The organism is Afipia sp. GW822-FHT03D08, assembly GCF_058801645.1.
Window position 1 is genome coordinate 2,037,465 of the sequence record NZ_JBXANK010000001.1, and the last position, 19,699, is coordinate 2,057,163.

19 protein-coding genes are annotated in these 19,699 nt (G+C 62.9%); 12 read left to right on the plus strand and 7 right to left on the minus strand.

Annotated features, from left to right (window positions below; translation table 11 throughout):
* Nucleotides 1-44: 44 nt before the first annotated feature.
* From AC1RM7_RS10035 to AC1RM7_RS10055, 5 genes are all read left to right on the plus strand, one after another.
* A complete protein-coding gene (locus AC1RM7_RS10035; RefSeq protein ID WP_024920016.1) occupies nt 45-1,274 on the plus strand; it encodes a glycosyltransferase family 87 protein in 1,230 nt (409 codons plus the stop codon).
* Nucleotides 1,240-2,250 carry a glycosyltransferase family 2 protein gene (locus AC1RM7_RS10040; RefSeq protein ID WP_081758680.1) on the plus strand — a complete coding sequence of 337 codons (1,011 nt, stop codon included), beginning with the start codon at nt 1,240-1,242 and terminating at the stop codon, nt 2,248-2,250. The genes AC1RM7_RS10035 and AC1RM7_RS10040 overlap by 35 nt, the downstream gene beginning before the upstream one ends.
* A gap of 236 nt (nt 2,251-2,486) precedes the next feature.
* Nucleotides 2,487-3,158, plus strand: coding sequence for a glutathione S-transferase family protein (locus AC1RM7_RS10045; RefSeq protein ID WP_006021963.1), 672 nt, complete (start codon nt 2,487-2,489; stop codon nt 3,156-3,158).
* Nucleotides 3,159-3,319: 161 nt separating this feature from the next.
* Nucleotides 3,320-3,499, plus strand: a complete 180-nt coding sequence (locus AC1RM7_RS10050) for a hypothetical protein (protein WP_006021964.1) — start codon at nt 3,320-3,322, stop codon at nt 3,497-3,499.
* 67 nt (nt 3,500-3,566) lie between these two features.
* The gene (locus tag AC1RM7_RS10055; protein WP_162832197.1) at nt 3,567-3,740 is read left to right on the plus strand and encodes a hypothetical protein; all 174 of its coding nucleotides are present in this window, start codon (nt 3,567-3,569) and stop codon (nt 3,738-3,740) included.
* Here the strand turns inward: AC1RM7_RS10055 and AC1RM7_RS10060 are convergent.
* Both AC1RM7_RS10060 and AC1RM7_RS10065 read right to left on the minus strand, forming a co-directional pair.
* Nucleotides 3,680-4,033: a DMT family protein gene (locus AC1RM7_RS10060; RefSeq protein ID WP_006021966.1), complete on the minus strand. Its 354-nt coding sequence runs from the start codon at nt 4,031-4,033 to the stop codon at nt 3,680-3,682. The two genes, AC1RM7_RS10055 and AC1RM7_RS10060, sit on opposite strands and share 61 nt — an antisense overlap.
* Nucleotides 4,034-4,063: 30 nt before the next feature.
* On the minus strand, nt 4,064-5,317 hold the full coding sequence (locus AC1RM7_RS10065; RefSeq protein ID WP_024920014.1) for an MFS transporter: 1,254 nt from the start codon (nt 5,315-5,317) through the stop codon (nt 4,064-4,066).
* Between the two features lie 332 nt (nt 5,318-5,649).
* On the opposite strand from AC1RM7_RS10065, the gene olsA reads away from it, so the two are divergent.
* Together olsA and AC1RM7_RS10075 are read left to right on the plus strand one after the other, a co-directional pair.
* A complete protein-coding gene (olsA, locus tag AC1RM7_RS10070) occupies nt 5,650-6,495 on the plus strand; it encodes a lyso-ornithine lipid O-acyltransferase (protein WP_024920013.1) in 846 nt (281 codons plus the stop codon).
* A gap of 11 nt (nt 6,496-6,506) precedes the next feature.
* Nucleotides 6,507-7,448, plus strand: coding sequence for an aldo/keto reductase (locus AC1RM7_RS10075; protein WP_006021969.1), 942 nt, complete (start codon nt 6,507-6,509; stop codon nt 7,446-7,448).
* Between the two features lie 111 nt (nt 7,449-7,559).
* On the opposite strand, the gene AC1RM7_RS10080 is transcribed toward AC1RM7_RS10075, so the two are convergent.
* Both AC1RM7_RS10080 and AC1RM7_RS10085 read right to left on the minus strand, forming a co-directional pair.
* The gene (locus tag AC1RM7_RS10080; protein WP_024920012.1) at nt 7,560-8,801 is read right to left on the minus strand and encodes a DUF1501 domain-containing protein; all 1,242 of its coding nucleotides are present in this window, start codon (nt 8,799-8,801) and stop codon (nt 7,560-7,562) included.
* Between the two features lie 2 nt (nt 8,802-8,803).
* Nucleotides 8,804-10,327: a DUF1800 domain-containing protein gene (locus AC1RM7_RS10085; RefSeq protein WP_024920011.1), complete on the minus strand. Its 1,524-nt coding sequence runs from the start codon at nt 10,325-10,327 to the stop codon at nt 8,804-8,806.
* A 120-nt stretch (nt 10,328-10,447) separates the two neighbouring features.
* Here AC1RM7_RS10085 and AC1RM7_RS10090 point away from each other — a divergent pair, with 120 nt between their 5' ends.
* Nucleotides 10,448-10,639, plus strand: a complete 192-nt coding sequence (locus AC1RM7_RS10090) for a cysteine-rich CWC family protein (RefSeq protein ID WP_081758686.1) — start codon at nt 10,448-10,450, stop codon at nt 10,637-10,639.
* 111 nt (nt 10,640-10,750) lie between these two features.
* Here the strand turns inward: AC1RM7_RS10090 and AC1RM7_RS10095 are convergent, their stop codons facing one another.
* Complete coding sequence (locus AC1RM7_RS10095; RefSeq protein ID WP_024920010.1) at nt 10,751-11,446, minus strand: glutathione S-transferase family protein; 696 nt, start codon at nt 11,444-11,446, stop codon at nt 10,751-10,753.
* 66 nt (nt 11,447-11,512) lie between these two features.
* The gene (locus AC1RM7_RS10100; RefSeq protein ID WP_006021973.1) at nt 11,513-12,217 is read right to left on the minus strand and encodes a glutathione binding-like protein; all 705 of its coding nucleotides are present in this window, start codon (nt 12,215-12,217) and stop codon (nt 11,513-11,515) included.
* A gap of 251 nt (nt 12,218-12,468) precedes the next feature.
* Between AC1RM7_RS10100 and AC1RM7_RS10105 the strand changes: the two genes are divergently transcribed.
* The 3 genes from AC1RM7_RS10105 (at nt 12,469) to AC1RM7_RS10115 (ending at nt 14,531) form a co-directional block, all read left to right on the plus strand.
* Nucleotides 12,469-13,581, plus strand: a complete 1,113-nt coding sequence (locus AC1RM7_RS10105; RefSeq protein WP_024920009.1) for an MBL fold metallo-hydrolase — start codon at nt 12,469-12,471, stop codon at nt 13,579-13,581.
* A gap of 35 nt (nt 13,582-13,616) precedes the next feature.
* Nucleotides 13,617-14,219, plus strand: coding sequence for an SCO family protein (locus AC1RM7_RS10110; protein ID WP_024920008.1), 603 nt, complete (start codon nt 13,617-13,619; stop codon nt 14,217-14,219).
* An 84-nt stretch (nt 14,220-14,303) separates the two neighbouring features.
* Entirely contained in the window at nt 14,304-14,531 is a 228-nt protein-coding gene (locus AC1RM7_RS10115; RefSeq protein ID WP_024920007.1) for a hypothetical protein, read from the plus strand.
* 93 nt (nt 14,532-14,624) lie between these two features.
* Here AC1RM7_RS10115 and AC1RM7_RS10120 read toward each other — a convergent pair whose 3' ends face one another.
* Nucleotides 14,625-16,607: an alkyl/aryl-sulfatase gene (locus AC1RM7_RS10120; protein ID WP_024920006.1), complete on the minus strand. Its 1,983-nt coding sequence runs from the start codon at nt 16,605-16,607 to the stop codon at nt 14,625-14,627.
* A 152-nt stretch (nt 16,608-16,759) separates the two neighbouring features.
* On the opposite strand from AC1RM7_RS10120, the gene uvrB reads away from it, so the two are divergent.
* Nucleotides 16,760-19,609 (plus strand): excinuclease ABC subunit UvrB, encoded by a 2,850-nt coding sequence (gene uvrB, locus AC1RM7_RS10125; RefSeq protein ID WP_051472499.1) that lies wholly within the window; start codon nt 16,760-16,762, stop codon nt 19,607-19,609.
* Nucleotides 19,610-19,699: the final 90 nt, after the last annotated feature.

Below are 19,699 nucleotides of genomic sequence, written 5' to 3' on the forward strand. Positions count from 1 at the left end.
CGATGTGCCCGCGCCCTGTAACATTCGTAAATCCTGGCGAGAAAATGAGCCATATCTGGCAAGACCTGCGGACGGGAAACTGGCTCACGCCGGCCCGTATCCGCAACTATGCATTGCTGGTCCTCGCCATTTCGGTGGCCGGACTGATCGGGCTGCTCGCTACCTCGGACCACATGATCGACCGCAACGGCAAGCCGATCGGAACCGATTTCTCCAATGTCTACGCGGCCGGTGTCCTGACCCTGTCAGGCAAGGCGCCTGACGCCTACGATCCGAAGCTTCAGCACGCCGCCGAAATCGCCGTGTTCGAGGGCCGCGATGTCCCGTTCTTCGGCTGGCACTATCCGCCGTTTTTCCTGATGGTGGCCGCGCTGCTGGCGCTGATGCCTTACGGCTTCGCGCTCGCGTGCTGGCTCGCGGTGTCCCTCCCCGCCTTCATGGCAGCCGTCCATTCGATCGTGCCGAGGCGCGAGACATGGCTGGTCACGGCGGCATTTCCGGCAGTGTTCGTCAATGTCGGCCACGGCCAGAACGGATTTTTCACAGCGGCCCTGCTCGGTGGCTTTCTCACCTTGCTGGACCGGCGCCCCGCACTCGCAGGCCTGTGCCTCGGCCTTCTCTCCTACAAGCCGCAATTCGGAATCCTGATTCCGCTCGTGCTGCTCGCGACCGGCCGCTGGACCACGATCGTCAGCGCCGCCGCGACCGTGATCGCACTGATCGCGATGTCGACGCTGATGTTCGGCATGAACGTCTGGCACGCCTTCGCCGAGTCCGCGACCTTCACACGTACGATCGTACTCGAGGCCGGCGGCACCGGCTGGGAGAAGATCCAGTCGCTGTTCTCCGCCGTGCGGATGTGGGGCGGCGGCATCGATCTCGCTTACGCTGCGCAAGCCGCGCTCGCGCTGATGCTCGCGGTGACGATCATCAGGCTGTGGCGCTCGCAGGCAGCGTTCGAACTGAAGGCCGCGGCGCTTGCCATCGCGAGCCTGCTGGCGACACCCTATGTGCTGGACTACGACCTCGTCGTGCTTGGCATCGCCATCGCGTTTCTTGCACGTCACGGCTTCGCACGCGGCTTTCATCCTTATGAAATATCGCTGCTCGCACTGGCCTGGGCTGCGCCGTTCCTGACCCGCAGCATCGCGGGCCTCAGCGGCATTCCGCTCGGCCTCTTCGTCATGATCGCGCTTTACGCCATGACCCTGCGCCGCGCAGCGAGCGACCTCGGCATTCATGCAATCGGGAGCAGCCGTCTTGTCAAAGCTTGATCGCGTCCGCGACGAAATCGATGACCTGTTCCCGCACAGCGCGATGGTGCGCAACCGCTCCATCGCAGTGCTGCTGCCCTGCTACAACGAAGAGACCGCCATCGCCGGCGTGATCGACGGCTTCAAGCGCGCGCTGCCCGGCGCGCGGATTTACGTCTACGACAACAATTCCACCGACGGCACCTATGAGGCCGCGGTCGCTGCCGGCGCCATCGTCCGCCGCGAAACGCTGCAAGGCAAAGGCAACGTGGTCCGCCGCATGCTGGCCGACATCGAGGCCGACATCTACATCCTCGCCGACGGCGATGCGACCTACGACCCGACCGCCGCCGGCGCGCTGATCGAGGCGCTGGTGACACGCAATCTCGACATGATGGTCGGCACCCGCAACGGCGGCGACGGCGCGTTTCCGCGCGGACACCGTTTCGGCAATCACCTGTTCAACCGCATTCTCGCAAATATGTTCGGCGACGGGTTCACCGATATTCTCTCGGGCTACCGCGTGCTGTCGCGGCGCTTCGCGAAATCGTTTCCGGTCACGTCCAGCGGATTCGAAATCGAGGCGGAACTGTCGGTTCATGCGCTCGATCTCAAGATCGCCACCGGCGAGATGCCGCTGCCTTATGCGACGCGGCCCGAAGGTTCGCAGAGCAAGCTGCGGACCTATCGCGACGGCACGCGAATCCTGCTGACGCTGATCAAACTCTACAAGGAGACGCGGCCGCTGCGTTTCTTCAGCACGATCGGCGCCATGCTGCTGCTGATCTGCCTTGGCCTCGGTGCGCCGCTGATCGTCACGTATCTGGAAACCGGCCTCGTGCCGCGTTTTCCCACCGCGATACTCGCCGCCGCCATCGCGCAGCTCGGCTTCCTCTCTTTCGCCATCGGTCTCGTGCTTGAGGCCATTGCGCAGGGCCGCCGCGAAGCCAAGCGCATGCGCTATCTCGATCTTGACGCAGTTGCGAACAAACCCTGACGATCACGGATTACCGGCATTTTTTCACGCCAAATTGCGTGAAATTGACGTCCGCGCGCATGCTCCGCAGAATAAAATCTCTCATGGCTGCGCGGCTGTGAGCGATTTGACTTTTTCTAACGCAAAGGCCTTGCGGCGAGGGTCCCGGAACCTCATTGTTACACCGGCCTGGGGGCAGGCAGGGGTGGCAGTCCGGTTCGCGCCGCATGTCTCCGGCGGTACTTTCGAAGGCCTGTATGTACAAACTTTACTCGATGCAGCGCTCCGGCAACAGCTACAAGGTCCGCCTTGCGCTGGCGCTGTTGAATGCGCCGTATAAAGCCATCGAGGTCGACATTCTGCGCGGCGAAAGCCGCACGCCGGAGTTTCTCGCGCGCAATCCGAGCGGACAGGTGCCGCTGCTCGAAGTTGCCGATGGACGCTATCTCGCAGAGTCCAACGCGATCCTCTGGTATGTCGCGATCGGCACATCGCTGGCGCCGGAAGACCGCATCGATCGCGCGCAGGCGCTGCAATGGATGTTCTTCGAACAGCACGCGCTGGAGCCGAGCGTCGGCGCTGCATATTTCTGGCTGGTGCTGGTACGCGGCGGCCGCGACCTGCAGACCCATTCGCTGGAAGACTGGATGGAGCGGGGCTACGCCGCGCTGCGCGTGATGGAAAATCACCTCAAGACCAATGACTATTTCGCGGCCGGGCATCTGACCGTCGCGGACATCGCGATGTATGGCTACACCCACGTTGCCAACCAGTGCGACTTCGATCTCTCCGGCTATCCGTCCGTGAAGGCCTGGCTGAAGCGGGTGGAAAGCGAGCCGCGCTTTGTCTCGATGGCCTGGAAGCCCGCCGAAATCGCGGCCCCGGAAACGGCTCCCGGAACCGAAACGGGTCTGACTGCCGAGGCCTAAACCAGCCGATTCGCGGCGGGATAGCGGGCATAACCTGCTGATTTTCCTCATCTTGCCTCGCTTCCGCCACGTTTGACCGCGGCGTGCCGCAATCTCGACAGCGATTCCTGACACATTCCGGGCAGTGGTGATTCGCCGCCCGATTTTGAGGATGCCCGACCATGATCCGGTCGCCCGTTTCAGGAATTGGTTTCGGACTGCGGTCCGCGCGTGTTGCATCGTTCCGACTGACGAATGCCGTCGCCGCCTCGCTCGCGGTGGCGTCGCTGTCGTTGTGCCTGCTCGTCACCGTCACGGCGTTGTCGATCAAGGTCGTGGCCGCCATGCCGATCGCCGGCTGAGCCACTTTCCCCTGCACACCGAGACTGCCCCGCGGCCGCGCGATGACGTGCGCGGTGGAGATAACGGATGAAAACGTCTCTCGTTGTGGTTTCAGCGTCGCTGACGCTCGCGATCATCCTCGTCGCAGGATTCCTGATCGCGACGCAGGCGCGCGGCCATGACATCTATGACGGCGGCATTCACCATTTGTGGAAAATAAAGAACGCACCGGCGGCGATGAAGGCAAAGCCGATCGCGTGATTCCAGCCGAGCGGCTCCTTCAGATACAGCACCGAGAATCCGGCAAACACGATCAGCGTGATGACTTCCTGCATGGTCTTGAGCTGAGCCGCCGAATAGACCGCGCTGCCCCAGCGATTGGCCGGCACCGCGAGCCAGTATTCGAAGAAAGCGATGCCCCAGCTCACCATGATGACCAGCGGCAGCGAATGATCCTTGAACTTCAAATGGCCGTACCAGGCGAAGGTCATGAAAACGTTGGAGGCGAGCAACATCAGGATCGGCAGGAGAAACGGCGAGACCGTCGTGGGCATGGGTGTCCTTTCGGGTAATGATCTGGCGAGCTAAGGTTGAACCGCGGGTTGTAGCGGCACGGCAGGAACGGGTTGGTCTGGAAGCGTTTCCGGCATCCATAGGTAAAACAGCACGAGAGCGGTCCCGGCAACAGCGGCGAGAAAGTAGAATGCCGCACTGTATCCGGCGGCCATGATAATCATTCCGGCGACCGCCGTGCTCAATGCGCCGCCCAGACCGGCCGCCGTCGCAATCGCCCCCTGGCTGACGTTGAAATGGCCGGTGCCTCTGGTGAGGTCCGCCACCACCAGCGGAAACATCGCGCCATAGATCCCGGCCCCGATGCCGTCGAGCAGTTGCACGCCGACCAGCCACGCGGGATTGTCGGAAAGCGGATACATCGCTCCGCGAAAGGCCAGCACCGCCAGCGCCACCGCGAAAATCGGCTTTCGCCCCCAGACGTCGGCCTTCTTGCCGACAACGATCGCCACCGGCACCATCACAAGCTGAGCGGCGACGATGCAGGCGGACATCAGCGTGGTGCCGAGTGCCGGATTTGCCAGCGCCAGCTTCTGCCCGACCAGTGGCAGCATCGCCGCATTCGAGAAATGAAACAGCACGGTGGCAACTGCGAAGATCAGAAGCGGTCGGCAGGTCAGGAGAACGCGGAATCCGGACGCCCTGTCCTGTTCGCCGCCATGCGACACATCGGCCAGCCCCCGCGCCATGCGATCATCAATACTTTCGGCCGGAATCGACAGCGTCGCGAAGATGCTGGCGACGGCCATCGCGGCGAGCAGCCAGAACACCACGACAGGTCCATAGAAATAAGCCAGCCCACCCGCGAGGATCGCAGACACGGCGTTTCCCGCGTGATTGTAGGCTTCGTTGCGTCCGATACGTGCGGCAAATGCTTTGGGCCCCACGATACCCAATGCGATAGCGGCGACCGCCGGCGCGAAGATCGCGGCGGATGCACCCGCGACAGCCTGTGTCGCCGCGACCAGCCAGAACTGCGGGACCAGTGGCAGCACCAGACAGGCAATCGTCACAACGATGGCAGCGGCAACGACAAGGCCCCGCTTGGCCTTGCTGATGTCGATGAGTGCGCCGGCCGGGGTTTGCGCCGCGATTCCGGCCAGCCCGGCAACCGACATGACAGCGCCGATGCTGGCTTCGTTCCACTTCTGCTCGGTCAGGAGATAGATCGCCAGATATGGCCCAAGTCCGTCACGGACATCGGCCAGAAAGAAGTTGAGCGCGTCCAGGGGCCGCTGGGCTTGCTGGGCAGCGATGGGTGGCACCTGGTGGGCTTCCTTCTACGCACCATCGGAAATGTCCGGTGATGAAAATGGTTCCCGCCCTGTGGACAACTCGGCCTGTCACAGCCCTGTTACGGTCAGCCTCTAGGTTTCAATGGCGTGTGGTCCGCCCCCCGTCATCGATCACGCGCTCAAGCGGCCCTGGTCGCGTAAATCCCCTCTGCGCCGTATCCGACCGGGGCCGCGCTTTTTTTACCACCTGAACTGCCGCCCTGCCCGTTGCGGGTTTCGCTTTCGCCGGTCGCACAGCGTCCGGTATAATACGGGTTCAATGCACCAACGAGCTGGCCTTCCTTGAGACTGACAAGCACTTCATGATCCGAACTATCTGCACCAGCGCCCTTCTCGTTCTCATCGCCCTTCTGCTGCTGCCGTTTCAATTGGCCGGCATCCTGTTCAACAGCAGACTTCAGCGCATCGTGCCGAACCTGTTTCATCGCGCCGCCTGCGCGATCATCGGTATCCGCATCACGCAGGTCGGCGAGCGCACGCGCGAAAGCCCGGTGCTGATCCTGTCGAACCATGCCTCGTGGCTCGACATCACCGTGCTCGGCGCGGTGGCGCCGGTGGTGTTCGTCGCGAAGTCCGAAGTCGCGAACTGGCCGCTGTTCGGCCAGTTGGCGAAACTGCAACGCACGGTTTTCGTCGAGCGCGAACGCCGCCACAAGACTGGCGATGCCGCGCGCGCCATGGGCGACCGACTGCTCGGCGGTGATGCCGTCGTGCTGTTTCCGGAAGGCACGTCGAGCGACGGCATCCGCATCCTGCCGTTCCGGTCGGCGCTGATCGGCGCGGTGCATCACGCCATCGGCGATTCCACCCATCACGATCGCGTCACGGTGCAACCGGTATCGATCGCCTATGTCCGTTATGGCGGCGTCCCGGTCGGCCGTGCGCTGCGCGACAAGGTGGCGTGGTACGGCGAAGCCGAACTGGTGCCGCATCTGCTGAACATCCTGGCGACCGGCGCTGTCGACGTGACTGTCAGTTGGGGCGAAGCCGTTGCGTATGGCATGACTGCGAACCGCAAGGACATCGCGCGGGATGCCGAAACCGCAGTGCGGCGAATGACAGCGCGCGCTTTGCGCTCGCCTCCGGCGCTGCCGTCAGGTACGGAAGAAGGACTGCCTCCGGCCGTCCCAGCCTTCGACCAAACCTGACAGGTAAGATCATGGAAATCAGAAATCTCGGCGGCTCCGGCCTGCGCGTGTCCGCCGTCGGCATCGGCTGCAACAATTTCGGCCAGCGCAGCGATCTCGAGACTTCGCGCAAGATCATTCACAAGGCCATCGACCTCGGCATCACGCTGTTCGACACCGCGGACATCTATGCCGGGCGCGGCGGCTCGGAGACCGTGCTTGGCGAAGTGCTCGGCAACCGGCGCAAGGACATTGTGCTGGCGACGAAGTACTCCAAGGCGATGAGCGACGACGGCACCAGGCAGGGCGCATCGCGCCGCTACATCATGACCGCCGTGGAAGACAGCCTGCGCCGCCTCAAGACCGATTACATCGATCTCTACCAGCAGCATGATTTTGATCCGCTGACGCCGATCGAGGAGACGCTGCGTGCACTGGAAGACCTGATCCGCCAGGGCAAGGTGCGCTACATCGGCTGCTCGAATTTTCCGGCGTGGCGCATTGCCGAAGCGCAGTTCACCGCGCGCGGCATCAACACTCATGCCTTCGTGTCGTGCCAGGACGAATACAGCCTGATCGTGCGCGATATCGAGAAGGATCTGCTGCCGGCAGCGCAGGCCTACAATCTCGGCCTGCTGCCTTTCTTCCCGCTGGCCAGCAGCCTGCTGACCGGAAAATACAAACGCGGCGAGAAGCCATCCGCCGACTCCCGGTTCGGCAAGGTGACGTCTCTCGGCGAGCGCTACATGACGGACAGGAATTTCGACATCGTGGCGAAGCTTCAGGACTTCGCCAATGCCCATGGCAAGACGATGATCGAGCTGGCGTTCTCGTGGCTCGCAGCGCGGCCGCAGGTGTCGAGCGTGATCGCCGGAGCGTCCAGCGCCGAACAGATCGAGCAGAATGCCAAGGCGATCAACTGGAAGCTGACTGCGGACGAGATGGCGCAGATAGACAAGATCACGCTGGGCTGACTGTTTCACTCGCTCCCGTCATTGCGAGCGAACCGAAGCAATCCACTCCTGAAAGCTGGATTGCTCCGTCGCTTGCGCTCCTCGCAATGACGGCTTTCCTCCAATCTTGCGCTAAACCACCAGCCCCTGCATCGCTTTCACCGCCCCGCTGTCGGGAAACACCGCCTCCGCCAGCACGCGCTCGCCGAGGCCGAGGTGATCGCGCAGCACACCCTTGATGACACCGCGCAGATCGGTGGTCGGCTTGAGATCGCGGCTCTCGTAAAGATTCGCCAGCTTCAGTCCCGGCCAGTCCGAAATCACCCGCCCGCCGTTGACCGCACCGCCCGCGAGCAGCGCAATCGTGCCGGTGCCATGGTCGGTCCCATCGGTGCCGTTGATCCGCGCGGTGCGGCCGAATTCGGTGGCGACCACGATCACCGTGTCGCGCCAGCGCTCGCCGAGACCGCTCTCGAATTCCGCCAGCGCGCCGTCGAGTCCGCTCAACAACTGCGCGAGTCGCCCGACCGGCCCGCCCTCATTGGCGTGGGTATCCCAGCCGTCGAACGCCAGTGCCGCGATACGCGGACCGTCGTCCGCCGCCATCAGGCGAGCCGCGCCCTTCGCCGCGAGCCGCATCGCGCCTGCGCCGTTCATGCCGGGCTTCGGCTTCATGGCATCGTCGCGCGCCGCGATCTTGTCGATCTGCAGGCCTTGCGACAGCGCAGCCGCCAGTGCGGGATCGCGGTGGGTATAAAGATTCATCAGACGCATCGCGGTGTCGTCGGCGGCCTGCGGCAATGTCGGCGGCACCCAGCCCACCGTCGGGGCGGCACCGCGCAGCACCAGCGGCGTTGTGGGGCCCACCGCCAGTCCGCTCATCACGCGCTCGCCGCGCGGCAGTGCCTCCAGCGCGCGATTGAGCCATCCGCTTTGCACGCGGCCCGGTCCGCCGAAGCCGCTCTCCAGCACGTCCTGCCCGTCGAAATGCGAGCGCTCGCGATACGGGGTCGCCACTGCATGAATCACGGCGGCTTTCTTGTCCCGGTACATCCGCGCGAATTCCGGCATCGACGGATGCAGCGCGAAGAAGGAATCGAGCGCGGTCGCGGCATGCGCGCCATCGAGCGAGAGCGCGATCGATCCGTGCAAGGCTGCATAATCGGGATCGCCGATCGGCGCGACAGTGGCGAGACCATCAAGCGCGCCGCGCAGGATGATGGTGACGAAGCGCGGATCGCGGCCGTCCCTGGCGCGTGCGAATTTCGGCAGGTAGGCCCAGGCGGCGAAGGTCGCCGACCCGAGCAACAGCGAGCGGCGCGTCAGCCCGCGCGCGGTATGGCTTTCGCAGCAATCGGTCGGAAAGCTGGACATGCTCATCTCCTCTGGAATTCGGGCGACATCAGCAAAAGCGCGAACGCCTGCTGTTTTGATTCCGCGCGCTCGATGGTCTGCCGCGTCTCGGTCGAGGCGGCCTCGCCCGCCACCACATCGAGCAGCGCGCGGGGATCGATACTGTCGGCGATGCGCGACGAAATCTGCGAGGCGATGTCGAGCCGCAGCTTGATGTTTTCAGGCGCGGCCCAGGCTGCATTGGTGTCGGCGAATCCGTTCGGTCCGGCAGGCGTCCACAAGGGCTGGCCGAGCACATTGAGCCCGCCGAGATAACGCTGCGGCTCTTCGGGGATGCGCCCCATCATCCGCCCGCTCGCCACCAGATATTCATACGGCATGCGGATCTTCGTCATCGGGGCGCGCCATGCCTCATCCGCATCCACCAGCGCCAGCGTCATCGCGCGCAGGTCGCCGCCGGTCTTCCTGAAGGTGGCTTCGAGCTTCGCCACCAGCGCGGGCGGCGGATCGTCGGCTATGAAATGACGCACGAATTTCGTCGCGATGAATTTTGCCGTCGCCGGATGCCGCGCGATGTCGGCAAGCGCCGCCTCGCCCTGCGCCAGGCCAGTGTCCTCATAAACCTTGCCGAGCAGCTTCTGCGGTCCGGGCTCATGGGCATTGGCGTTGAAGATGAAGGTGCCGGGCGCGCCCAGCTTGGCCTGCCGCCCGGCGAAGGTCCAGCCGGTGATGATGCGCGCCAGCGACGTCACGTCCGCCTGGGTGTAGCCGCCGTTCACGCCGAGCGTATGCAGTTCCATGATCTCGCGGGCGAGGTTTTCGTTGAGGCCCTTCTTGCGATTTTGCCCGGCGCGCGAGTCCGGCCCGATCGACTGCTGGTTGTCGAGAAAGAAGATCATCGCCGGATGCTGCTCGACCGCGCGCAGCATCTCGCCGAAATTGCCCAGCACATGCGGGCGGATCGCTTCGCGCTCGAACGCGCCGGACCACATCCGCGCCAGTTCACCCTTGTTCGCGGAGATGCAGAAATGATTGGACCAGAACGTCACCAGCCGTTCTACAAAGCCGCATTCCGCCATGGTGGCGCGCTGCAGCCGGGCCAGCGCCTCGGCGCGGAATGTTTTCTGGATGATGTTGAGCGGCTTCGGCGGTTCCTTGGGCGGTGCTGCTTTTGGCGACATCGCATCTGGCACTGCGCCGTTGGACATCATGTCCGTCCTTGACTCGCCCTGTATCTCGCCGCCCGCCGCAGCTTTCGTCTCGGAAGGCTTTCCGGCAGATGAGGATGCCATCGCTTCGGCAGTCCTCGCGGCGTTCTCGCGCTGCTGCTTCACGTCTTTCTGATAGTCGAACACCGCCTGCGCCAGAACAGGCGTCGGCTGCAAACCGGGCGCATCGAGCAGAGCCGCGTTGGGCCGTCCCAGTTCCGCCTTCACGAAGCCGCGCGGATCGGAAGCTGCACTGGAAAAATCGCTGGCCGCACCGCCGCGCGCGCCGAATCCGAAGCGGTTGAGTGCGACAAGAGCACCTTGCGGGTCACGCGCCATTGCTGATTCTCATGCTTGAAGCCGCCAACGGATTGGCCAACTCTGAATCGATCGCGTAAATTATGCGCTTCCGGGGCATGAACGTCACATGAAGGATTCGGCAGAATCGTGAACGGGATCGTGACAAAAACGTCAGAAAATCCCGCAACGCAGCGGACGCTGAGCTGCGCACGCTGCGGTACGCCCTTCACCTGCGACCTGTCGGGTCATTGCTGGTGCATGGACGAGACCGCGAAGCTGCCCATGCCCGCCGAGGGTGAGGATTGTTTGTGTCGGGCGTGCCTCCGGGCGGCGGCCAACGAGCCGCAGTAACCCCATCCGTCATTCCGGGGCGCGAGTGAAACGAGCGAACCCGGAATCCATGTTTTTCATTTCTGGATTCCGGATCGGCCCGCTTCGCGAGCCGTCCGGAATGACATTGGACTATACCGCATACCCGGGCGAATTCCGCGCCATGCCGCCGAAGGAATCGAGCAGTTTCTCGCGCCAGGCATAGACCGGATCGTCTTCCTTCAAGAGCTTGAACGGGCTGGTGGCACGCGCCCACTGGAACGGGCCGAATACGATGTAGTCGGCATAATTCGGTGAGGTGCCGCCGAGATAAGGCTGCGTCTTCAGCGTCAGGCGCATCGGGTTCAGCGCGTTGCGAAATCCTTCGACTGCCTGATCGCGATTGGCCGCGGCTTCTTCCAGTGTTTTACCCAGACGCGCTTCCCGCGTCTTGCGGAAATAAGCCTGGTCGGCAGGACGGAGCAGGCCGTGAATGTCTGCTGCGATCATCGGAAAGATGCCGCCAAGGACAACCGTATCGCCCCACCAGTTCAGCATCCGGCCCATGGCGCGGCCGCCTTCGCCGCCGAACAGTGACGGGCGGTCGGGATAGGTGTCTTCGAGATAGTTCGCGATCGCCCACGAGTCCGCGACGGACGTTTCGCCGTCGATCAACACCGGCACCTTGTCGGACTGATGCGGCGCGATGGCGTCCTTTTCCGAAAAGCGCCAGGGGATCGTTTCAGCCTTGATATCCTTGTGCGCCAGCGCCATACGCGTGCGCCAGCAGAACGGGCTGAACACACGCTCGGTTTCCGTGCCGCAAAGTTCGAACAGTTTTCGTGTCATCCCTCACCTTGTTGATTTTCGCTTGCTGATTCCCCCTCCCCGCGTGCCGGGAGAGGTTAAAAGGACTCAGGCCTTCACGACTGCGGCGGTCTGACCGAACAGCACCTTCTTCTGCTCGTCGGTGAAGGTTTTGCCAAGGCTGGGGTTCACCGTCGGGCCGACCGCGTAGGCGCGAACCGTCGCAGGCCGGGCGCGGATGGCCTCGAACCAGCGCTTGAGATGGGGAAAGTCCTCGAGCTTCTGGCCCTGCCGCTCATACGGCACGATCCACGGATACGCCGCCATGTCTGCGATGGAATAATCGCCCGCGACAAACTCGCGATCCGCCAGCCGCTTGTTGAGCACGCCGTACAGACGGTTGGTTTCGTTGACATAGCGGTCGATGGCGTAAGGAATCTTCTCGGGCGCATAGTTGCTAAAATGATGGTTCTGGCCGAGCATCGGGCCGAGGCCGCCCATCTGCCACATCAGCCACTGAATGACATCGAACCGCTTGCGCAGATCGGAGGGCATGAACCTGCCGGTCTTCTCCGCCAGATAGATCAGGATCGCGCCGGATTCGAAGATCTTCACCGGCGCGCCACCATCGGCCGGCGCCTGATCGATCATCGCCGGCATGCGGTTGTTGGGCGAGAACGCCAGGAATTCCGGCTTGAACTGGTCGCCGGTGCCGATGTTGATCGGATGAATTGTGTAGGCGAGGCCGGTCTCTTCGAGAAACATCGTGATCTTGTGGCCATTCGGCGTCGGCCAATAATAGAGGTCGATAATCTTGCTATCCTTGTCGTTATCTCTGGATGCAGGGCGTCGGCAGGCGACGCAAAGTCAATGCGATTGCATGAACCTTGCGCTTCGCGCCTGCGAAGTCAATGCCGCGCCGCGCATATCAAGTAAATTTCATTGCCCGGAGCCGAGGCTCGTGAAAGATTTTCATCGCTTCACTCCAAACAAGAAACAGTCCCTCTCACGTCCTGACGATAGAGTTCCGGAAAATCCCGACTCGGGATCAAGAAAGGTCGACAATGACGAAAGAATTCGCACGGCGTGATTTCCTGAAACTTTCCACCGCAATGGGGCTCGCCGCGACAGGCGGCTTCTCATGCATGGGCGTTGCGAGCGCGGCGCCGATCCAGGTGCCGACCATCGACAAGCTGTCGATCCGCGTGCTTGTCGACCAGCAGCACGATCAGTTCCTGAAAGGCTCGACCGTGAACGGTGTCGTGCACGAGGGTCCAGGCGGCGGCCGGAGCGCGGACGCGCGCAACGTGCTGCATAACGAATGGGGCCTGTCGCTGTTCCTTGAATCGCAGCGCGAACAGGAAGCGCGGAACATCCTTCTCGACTTCGGCTACACCTCGCCGGCGATCATCAACAATATCGGCCTGCTGAATGTCGACCCGTCGAAGATCAACGCACTGATCGTCAGCCACGGCCATATCGACCACTACGGCGGCCTGATCGGATTTCTCGACAAGTACCGCAGCGTGCTTCCCGCCGACGTGAAGCTTTATGCCGGCGGCGAAGACAATTTCTGTCATCGTGTGAGCCGCACGTCGACCGGGCAATACGGTGAGTTCGGCATTCTCGACCGCAAGCAGATCACCGCCCAGAAGGTGCAGACCGTGCTGTGCGAGACGCCGACCGTGATCGAAGGCCACGCCTTCACCACCGGCAAGATCAAGCGCAACAGTGTGGAGAAGATTCTTCCGAACAGCTTTGTCGACTACACGCCGGCCAGCGCGGGCTGTGACTACGGCCACTACACGCCCGCCGAACTGCAGGGCAAGTTCACGCCGGACGAACATGTCCATGAACATGCCACCTGCTTCAACATCCGCGGCAAGGGCCTCGTGGTGATCAGTTCCTGCGGCCATGTCGGCATCGTCAATTCGGTGCGGCAGGCACAGGAAGTCTCCGGCGTGCAGAAGGTTCACGCCATCGTCGGCGGTTTCCATCTGGGCCCCGCGCCCGCCGACTACCTCAACCAGATCGTCGGCGAGATCAAGGCGCTCCAGCCGGACGTGGTGATTCCGATGCATTGCAGCGGCTTGAACTTCCTGCTCGAAGCGCGGGAACAGATGCCGGGCAGCGTCATCAACGTCTCCACCGGCAGCCGCCTGACGTTCAGCGCGTGAGCATTTTCCATCCTCTGACACGCAGCGCGGCCATCATGGCCGCGCTGCTGTTTGGCGTCCTGACTGTATCCCCCGCATCGGCCCAAGGCTCCACGCGCTCCGCCGCCGAACTGATGGATGCGGTGATGTGGAATCGCGAGCCGATCGGCGGCGCTTTTTCGCTCAAGGACCAGACCGGCAAGACACGAACCGACGCGGATTTCCGTGGCCAGTTGCTGCTGGTCTATTTCGGCTTCACTTATTGTCCGGACATCTGCCCGACGGATCTTCAGCAAATCGGGCTGGCGATGGAGCAACTCGGCGACGATGCGAAGCACGTCCAGCCGCTGTTCATCACCCTCGATCCGGAGCGCGACACCGCAGAGCATCTCGCGCAATACGTCCCGCTGTTTCATCCGCGGCTGCTCGGCCTGACCGGCGGCAACGCCGATATTGCGAAAGCAGCCGACGCCTATCGGGTTTACTACAAACGGGTCAAAACCGGCGACAAGCCTGGCGACTACACCGTGGACCACTCCGCCTTCATCTATCTTGTCGACCGCGATGGAAAATATCTTGGCTTCTTTCCGCCCGGCACGGATGCGCCGCGGCTGGTCGAGATGATCAGGCCGCATCTGGCCGGAAAGCCCGAACGATAGCGCGGCCGGGAAACCCGCCTGACCTGGAACAACTGGCTTTTTCAGAGGTTCAACGCCGGGGCGATAGCAACCGGAGGAACCGTCATGAAGAAATTTGTTGTTTTGTTTGGTGCTGTAGCGATGCTGGCCAGTACAACCTACGCGCAGGCTGCGGAATTCTATGTCGTTCAGGACACGTCCACAAAGAAATGCACCATCGTGGACAAGAAGCCGACAACGACAACGACGGTCGTCGTTGGCGATGGCAAGGTGTTCACGACCCGCACCGAGGCAGAGGCGGGAATGAAGACCATCAAGGTCTGCTCGAACTGATCGCACACAGGGAAGGGGATATGTGTCCCCTTCCTTTTTTCCTCGAGAGAACGCGCGCCAGGACCGCAGGTGGCGCCGTTGAGGCGTGACGTCCTATTCCACTGCGGCCTTCTTCGGCTCCACGATCTCGAAGCCGGTGGAGAATTCATCGAGCATCCCGAACAGTTCGCGCAGTTTCAGCGGATTGCCGCCGACCGACACATCCCCCGTCAAGACGCTGCCGAGGAAGGTCCGCTGCTTGAGCGTGATGGCATCGAACGCGGCGCGGGTCAGGGTCACGCTGGCGTCGGCCTTGTCGGAGAGCTTGCCCGCGGTATGCGTCAGCGCCGAGTTCTCCAGATTCATCACATAGGTCTCGTTGAGATCGGTGAAGGTCCAGTTGATGACGATGGTCTTGCCTTCGGCCTTTGCTGCGTTGAGCCGCACGCCAAGGAAATCGAACGCCAGATCGATCGAAATGCCCTTCAGCAGTTCTGCATTGACCAGCGCCGGCGGCTGCGGCCCGACGCCATTGCGCAGCTCAAGCGCTCCCAGCAGATAGGCATTGCGCCATGTCGCTGCCTCGCTCTGATAGCCGAGTTGCTCCAGCGCATCGGCGCCAAGCTCGCGGGCCTCTTTATTTGCTGGATCGGCGAAGACCACCTTGCTCATCACGCTGGCGACCCAGCGATACTGCCCGGCCTTGTAATCGTCGCGCGCGCGTTTGATGGTCGCCTCCGCGCCGCCCATATACTCGACCTGCTTTTTCGCCTCTTCCGTGCGCGGCAGTGGGTTGAGATCGGCCGGATTGGCGTCATACCAGCCGAGATAGAACTGATAGACCGCCTTGGCGTTGTGGCTCAGCGTGCCGTAATAGCCGCGCGAGGCCCAGTCGTTTGCGAGCGATGGCGGCAGCTTCAACTGCTCGGCGATTTCCGTCGACGTCAGGCCATGGTTGAGCAGCCGCACCGTCTGGTCGTGGATGAACTTGTAAAGGTCGCGCTGCTTTTTCAGGAACGAGACCACGCGCGCGTTGTCCCAGATCGGCCAGTGATGCTGCGCGATCACGATCTCGGTCCTGTCGCCGTAGCGCGCAAGCGCATCGTTGATATAGCGCGACCACAGCCGTCCGTCGCGAATCTCCGCGCCGCGGATGGTGTAGAGATTATGCATGTTGTGGGTGGCGTCTTCCGCCATGTTCAGAAGTTTGAACTGCGGGAAGTACATGATCATCTCGCTCGGGGCTTCCGAACCCGGCACCAGATGAAACTCGATCTCGACGCCATCGACGGTGCGCTTCTCCGACGCCTGCTTGATCACGTCGTTCGGCGGGATCAGCGAAATCGAGCCGCGCGCCAGCGCCTTGCCCAACCCGGTGTCGATCTGCGCCCGGTCGCCGACCGGCAGCGCGCTGCCGAACTGATACTGCGCGCGGCGTGACATCGCGTTGCCGGCGATGACGTTCTCCGCCACGGCATGCTCCATGAAGCCGTCCGGCGCGATCACCTTCACCTTGCCGGTCTTGGCATCCTCCTCGGTAATGACGCCCTTGGCTCCGCCGAAGTGATCGGCATGGCTGTGGGTGTAGATCACTGCCGCGACCGGCTTTGCGGGCCGGTTCTTCAGATAGAGATCGAGCGCGGCCTTCGCGGTCTCGTTCGACAACAACGGGTCGATCAGGATCAGGCCGGTATCACCCTCGATAATGGTGAGATTGGCGATGTCCAGTCCGCGCACCTGATAGACGCGCTCGGTCACCTTGAAGAGGCCGTTGATGGCGTTGAGCTGCGCCTGCCGCCACAGGCTGGGATTGACCGTAGCCGGCACCTGATCGTTTTTCAGGAAATCATACTGCTTTGTATTGAACGCCGGCTTGTCAGTCGGGCCTGGAATGATGCCGTCCGGCAGCGTCGCGATGAAGCCGCGCCTGGCATCTTCGAAATCGGCGCGGTCGCTGAACGGCAGCGTCCTGAGGAAAGCGTCGTTCACTGCGCGGCTCGCGGGCTCGGCATCCTTGGACTGCGCAAATGCGGAGGAAAGCGGTGCGGCGGTAAACAAAGCGGCGGCCAGCAGGCTGGCGATGCGCGATGACGACATGAAACACTCCCGGCTGCCGCGTGGTCCTCGGCATGCGCCACGCGTTGGTTCCAGCCTATCAGGACAAACGCGTAAATTTCATCGCAAACTTCGTCCACGGCGGCGAAGAAAATGCCCTTTTCTCTCCGCACTCCGCGCCCCATATTCCGCTCATGGCGAAGAACCCCGATTCCGCGAAGAAGCCTCCCAAAACCCCGAAATCGAAAGCCCATCGTCCCGATGTGCAGCCGATCGGCCCTGCGCTGGCGGAGCTTTTGAACCCGGCGATCAACCGCGGCGATGCAGGCATGGGCTCCGGCACCGGTTTGCAGCCGCCGCCGGACAATTCAAAGGACCGGCGCTCCGGCGGCGAGGCCGCGATCCATCGCGCGCGCAAATCGACGCCGAAGGGTTTTGTCGAGGGCGAGCCCCGCCCGACCCCGCTCCAGCCCGCTCCGCAGCCAGCCGGTGCGAGCCGCGGGTTCGACGAAGCCCCGCAGGCCAACTACGGCACAAGCGCGCCGATCCCGACCCTCGATCCTGAGCTGGCGAAGCAGCTCGGCTATGATGTCGATGACGACGACTCGTTTCGTCCGGCACGCAACAAGATGGAATCGCTGGGCGTGCAGGCGACCGCCGACGCGCTGGAAAACCTGATCCGCGACGGCCGCCCTGAATTTCGCAAGAATGACGGCTCACTGAAGGTCTGGACGCCGCATCGCCCGCCCCGCCCGGAGAAATCCGAAGGCGGCGTGCGCTTTGAGCTCAAGTCCGCCTATGAGCCGAAGGGCGACCAGCCGACCGCGATCAAGGAACTGGTCGAAGGCATCCAGCGCAACGACCGCACGCAGGTGCTGCTCGGCGTCACCGGCTCGGGCAAGACCTACACCATGGCGAAGGTGATCGAGGCCACGCAGCGCCCCGCGATCATCCTTGCGCCCAACAAGACGCTCGCGGCGCAGCTCTACGGCGAGTTCAAGAGCTTTTTTCCCGACAACGCGGTGGAATATTTCGTCTCGTACTACGACTACTATCAGCCCGAAGCCTACGTCCCCCGCACCGATACCTACATCGAGAAGGATTCCTCGATTAACGAGCAGATCGACCGGATGCGCCACTCGGCGACGCGCGCGCTGCTGGAGCGCGACGACGTCATCATCGTCGCCTCGGTGTCGTGCATCTACGGTATCGGCTCGGTCGAGACTTACACCGCGATGACCTTCGCGATGAAGCGCGGCGAGCGGATCGACCAGCGCCAACTGATCGCCGACCTGGTCGCCCTGCAATACAAGCGCACCTCGGCGGATTTCACCCGCGGTACCTTCCGCGTGCGCGGCGATGTCATCGACATTTTCCCGGCGCACTATGAAGACCGCGCCTGGCGCGTGAACATGTTCGGCGACACCATCGAGAGCATCGAGGAGTTCGATCCGCTCACCGGCCACAAGCAGGACGAGCTCGAATTCATCAAGATCTACGCCAACTCGCACTATGTCACGCCGCGGCCGACGCTGATCCAGGCCATCAAGGGCATCAAGAGCGAACTGAAATGGCGGCTCGACCAGTTGAACGCGCAGGGCCGTCTGCTCGAAGCGCAGCGCCTTGAACAGCGCACCACCTTCGATCTCGAAATGATGGAAGCGACCGGAAGCTGCGCCGGCATCGAAAACTATTCGCGCTATCTCACCGGCCGCAAACCGGGCGAGCCGCCGCCGACGCTGTTCGAATATGTGCCGGACAACGCGCTGGTGTTCGCGGACGAAAGCCATGTCAGCGTGCCGCAGATCGGCGCGATGTTCAAAGGAGACTTCCGCCGCAAGGCGACGCTCGCCGAATACGGCTTCCGCCTGCCCTCCTGCATGGACAACCGTCCGCTGCGCTTTGAAGAGTGGGACATGATGCGCCCGCAGTCGATCGCGGTATCGGCGACGCCCGGCGCCTGGGAGTTGAACGAGTCCGGCGGCGTGTTCGTCGAACAGGTGATCCGCCCGACCGGACTGATTGACCCGCCGGTCAATATCCGCCCCGCCCGCACGCAGGTCGACGATCTGGTCGGCGAGGTCCGCGCCACGGCGCAGGCCGGCTATCGCTCGCTAATCACCGTGCTGACCAAGCGCATGGCGGAAGACCTCACCGAATATCTGCACGAGCAGGGCATACGCGTGCGCTACATGCACTCGGACATCGACACCATCGAGCGCATCGAGATCATCCGCGACCTGCGCCTCGGCGCATTTGACGCGCTGGTCGGCATCAACCTGCTGCGCGAAGGCCTCGACATTCCGGAATGCGCGCTGGTCGCCATTCTCGATGCCGACAAGGAAGGATTCCTGCGCTCTGAAACTTCACTGATCCAGACCATCGGCCGCGCCGCGCGCAACGTTGACGGCAAGGTCATCCTCTATGCGGATCAAATCACCGGATCGATGGAACGCGCCATCGCCGAGACCGATCGCCGCCGCGAGAAGCAGGTTGAATACAACACCGCCCACGGCATCACGCCGGAAAGCATCAAGCGCGACATCGGCGATATTCTCGGCAGCGTCTATGAGCGCGACCATGTGCTGGTGGAAATCGGCGACGGCGGCATGGCCGACGACGCGGTCGCCATCGGGCACAACTTCGAGGCGGTGCTGGCCGATCTCGAGACCCGGATGCGCGAAGCCGCTGCCGATCTGAACTTCGAAGAAGCCGCACGCCTGCGCGACGAGGTCAAGCGCCTGCGCGCCACTGAGCTGGCCGTGGTGGACGATCCGACCATCAAGCAGCGCGGCGTCGCGGCGAAGGCCGGCGCCTATGCCGGCAAGAAGAAGTACGGCGACGCTGCGAATTTACCGGCGCAACTGGACAAGGCCGCGGCTAAAATGAAATCGCGCGCGCGCAAGCCGACGCTGGACGAGATGGGTCCGGGGATGGAAAGCAAGATTTTCCAGCCCACCAACTCACGCCAGTCCGGGCCCGAATTCTCCGGCCGCTCCACCGGCGGCGCGCCGGGCAAGCGCGGCGGATGGAAGAAGAGGTAGGCGAATTTCGCCTCCTGTGGCGGCATGGCGGTTGTAGAATCCGTCTCCATACAAAGCGGGATCAGACCATCCCGCCTGCTTGTCTCGCTG

Bases quoted from the DNA above. Each gene is read 5' to 3' on its own strand.
- AC1RM7_RS10110 (WP_024920008.1), top strand. From the start codon at position 13,617: ATGGCCGCGCTGCTGTTTGGCGTCCTGACTGTATCCCCCGCATCGGCC.
- AC1RM7_RS10035 (WP_024920016.1), top strand. From the start codon at position 45: ATGAGCCATATCTGGCAAGACCTGCGGACGGGAAACTGGCTCACGCCG.
- AC1RM7_RS10120 (WP_024920006.1), bottom strand. From the start codon at position 16,607: ATGTCGTCATCGCGCATCGCCAGCCTGCTGGCCGCCGCTTTGTTTACC.
- AC1RM7_RS10105 (WP_024920009.1), top strand. From the start codon at position 12,469: ATGACGAAAGAATTCGCACGGCGTGATTTCCTGAAACTTTCCACCGCA.
- AC1RM7_RS10040 (WP_081758680.1), top strand. From the start codon at position 1,240: ATGCAATCGGGAGCAGCCGTCTTGTCAAAGCTTGATCGCGTCCGCGAC.
- AC1RM7_RS10045 (WP_006021963.1), top strand. From the start codon at position 2,487: ATGTACAAACTTTACTCGATGCAGCGCTCCGGCAACAGCTACAAGGTC.
- AC1RM7_RS10075 (WP_006021969.1), top strand. From the start codon at position 6,507: ATGGAAATCAGAAATCTCGGCGGCTCCGGCCTGCGCGTGTCCGCCGTC.
- AC1RM7_RS10050 (WP_006021964.1), top strand. From the start codon at position 3,320: ATGATCCGGTCGCCCGTTTCAGGAATTGGTTTCGGACTGCGGTCCGCG.
- olsA (WP_024920013.1), top strand. From the start codon at position 5,650: ATGATCCGAACTATCTGCACCAGCGCCCTTCTCGTTCTCATCGCCCTT.
- AC1RM7_RS10115 (WP_024920007.1), top strand. From the start codon at position 14,304: ATGAAGAAATTTGTTGTTTTGTTTGGTGCTGTAGCGATGCTGGCCAGT.
- AC1RM7_RS10060 (WP_006021966.1), bottom strand. From the start codon at position 4,033: ATGCCCACGACGGTCTCGCCGTTTCTCCTGCCGATCCTGATGTTGCTC.
- AC1RM7_RS10095 (WP_024920010.1), bottom strand. From the start codon at position 11,446: ATGACACGAAAACTGTTCGAACTTTGCGGCACGGAAACCGAGCGTGTG.
- uvrB (WP_051472499.1), top strand. From the start codon at position 16,760: ATGGCGAAGAACCCCGATTCCGCGAAGAAGCCTCCCAAAACCCCGAAA.
- AC1RM7_RS10080 (WP_024920012.1), bottom strand. From the start codon at position 8,801: ATGTCCAGCTTTCCGACCGATTGCTGCGAAAGCCATACCGCGCGCGGG.
- AC1RM7_RS10055 (WP_162832197.1), top strand. From the start codon at position 3,567: ATGAAAACGTCTCTCGTTGTGGTTTCAGCGTCGCTGACGCTCGCGATC.
- AC1RM7_RS10085 (WP_024920011.1), bottom strand. From the start codon at position 10,327: ATGGCGCGTGACCCGCAAGGTGCTCTTGTCGCACTCAACCGCTTCGGA.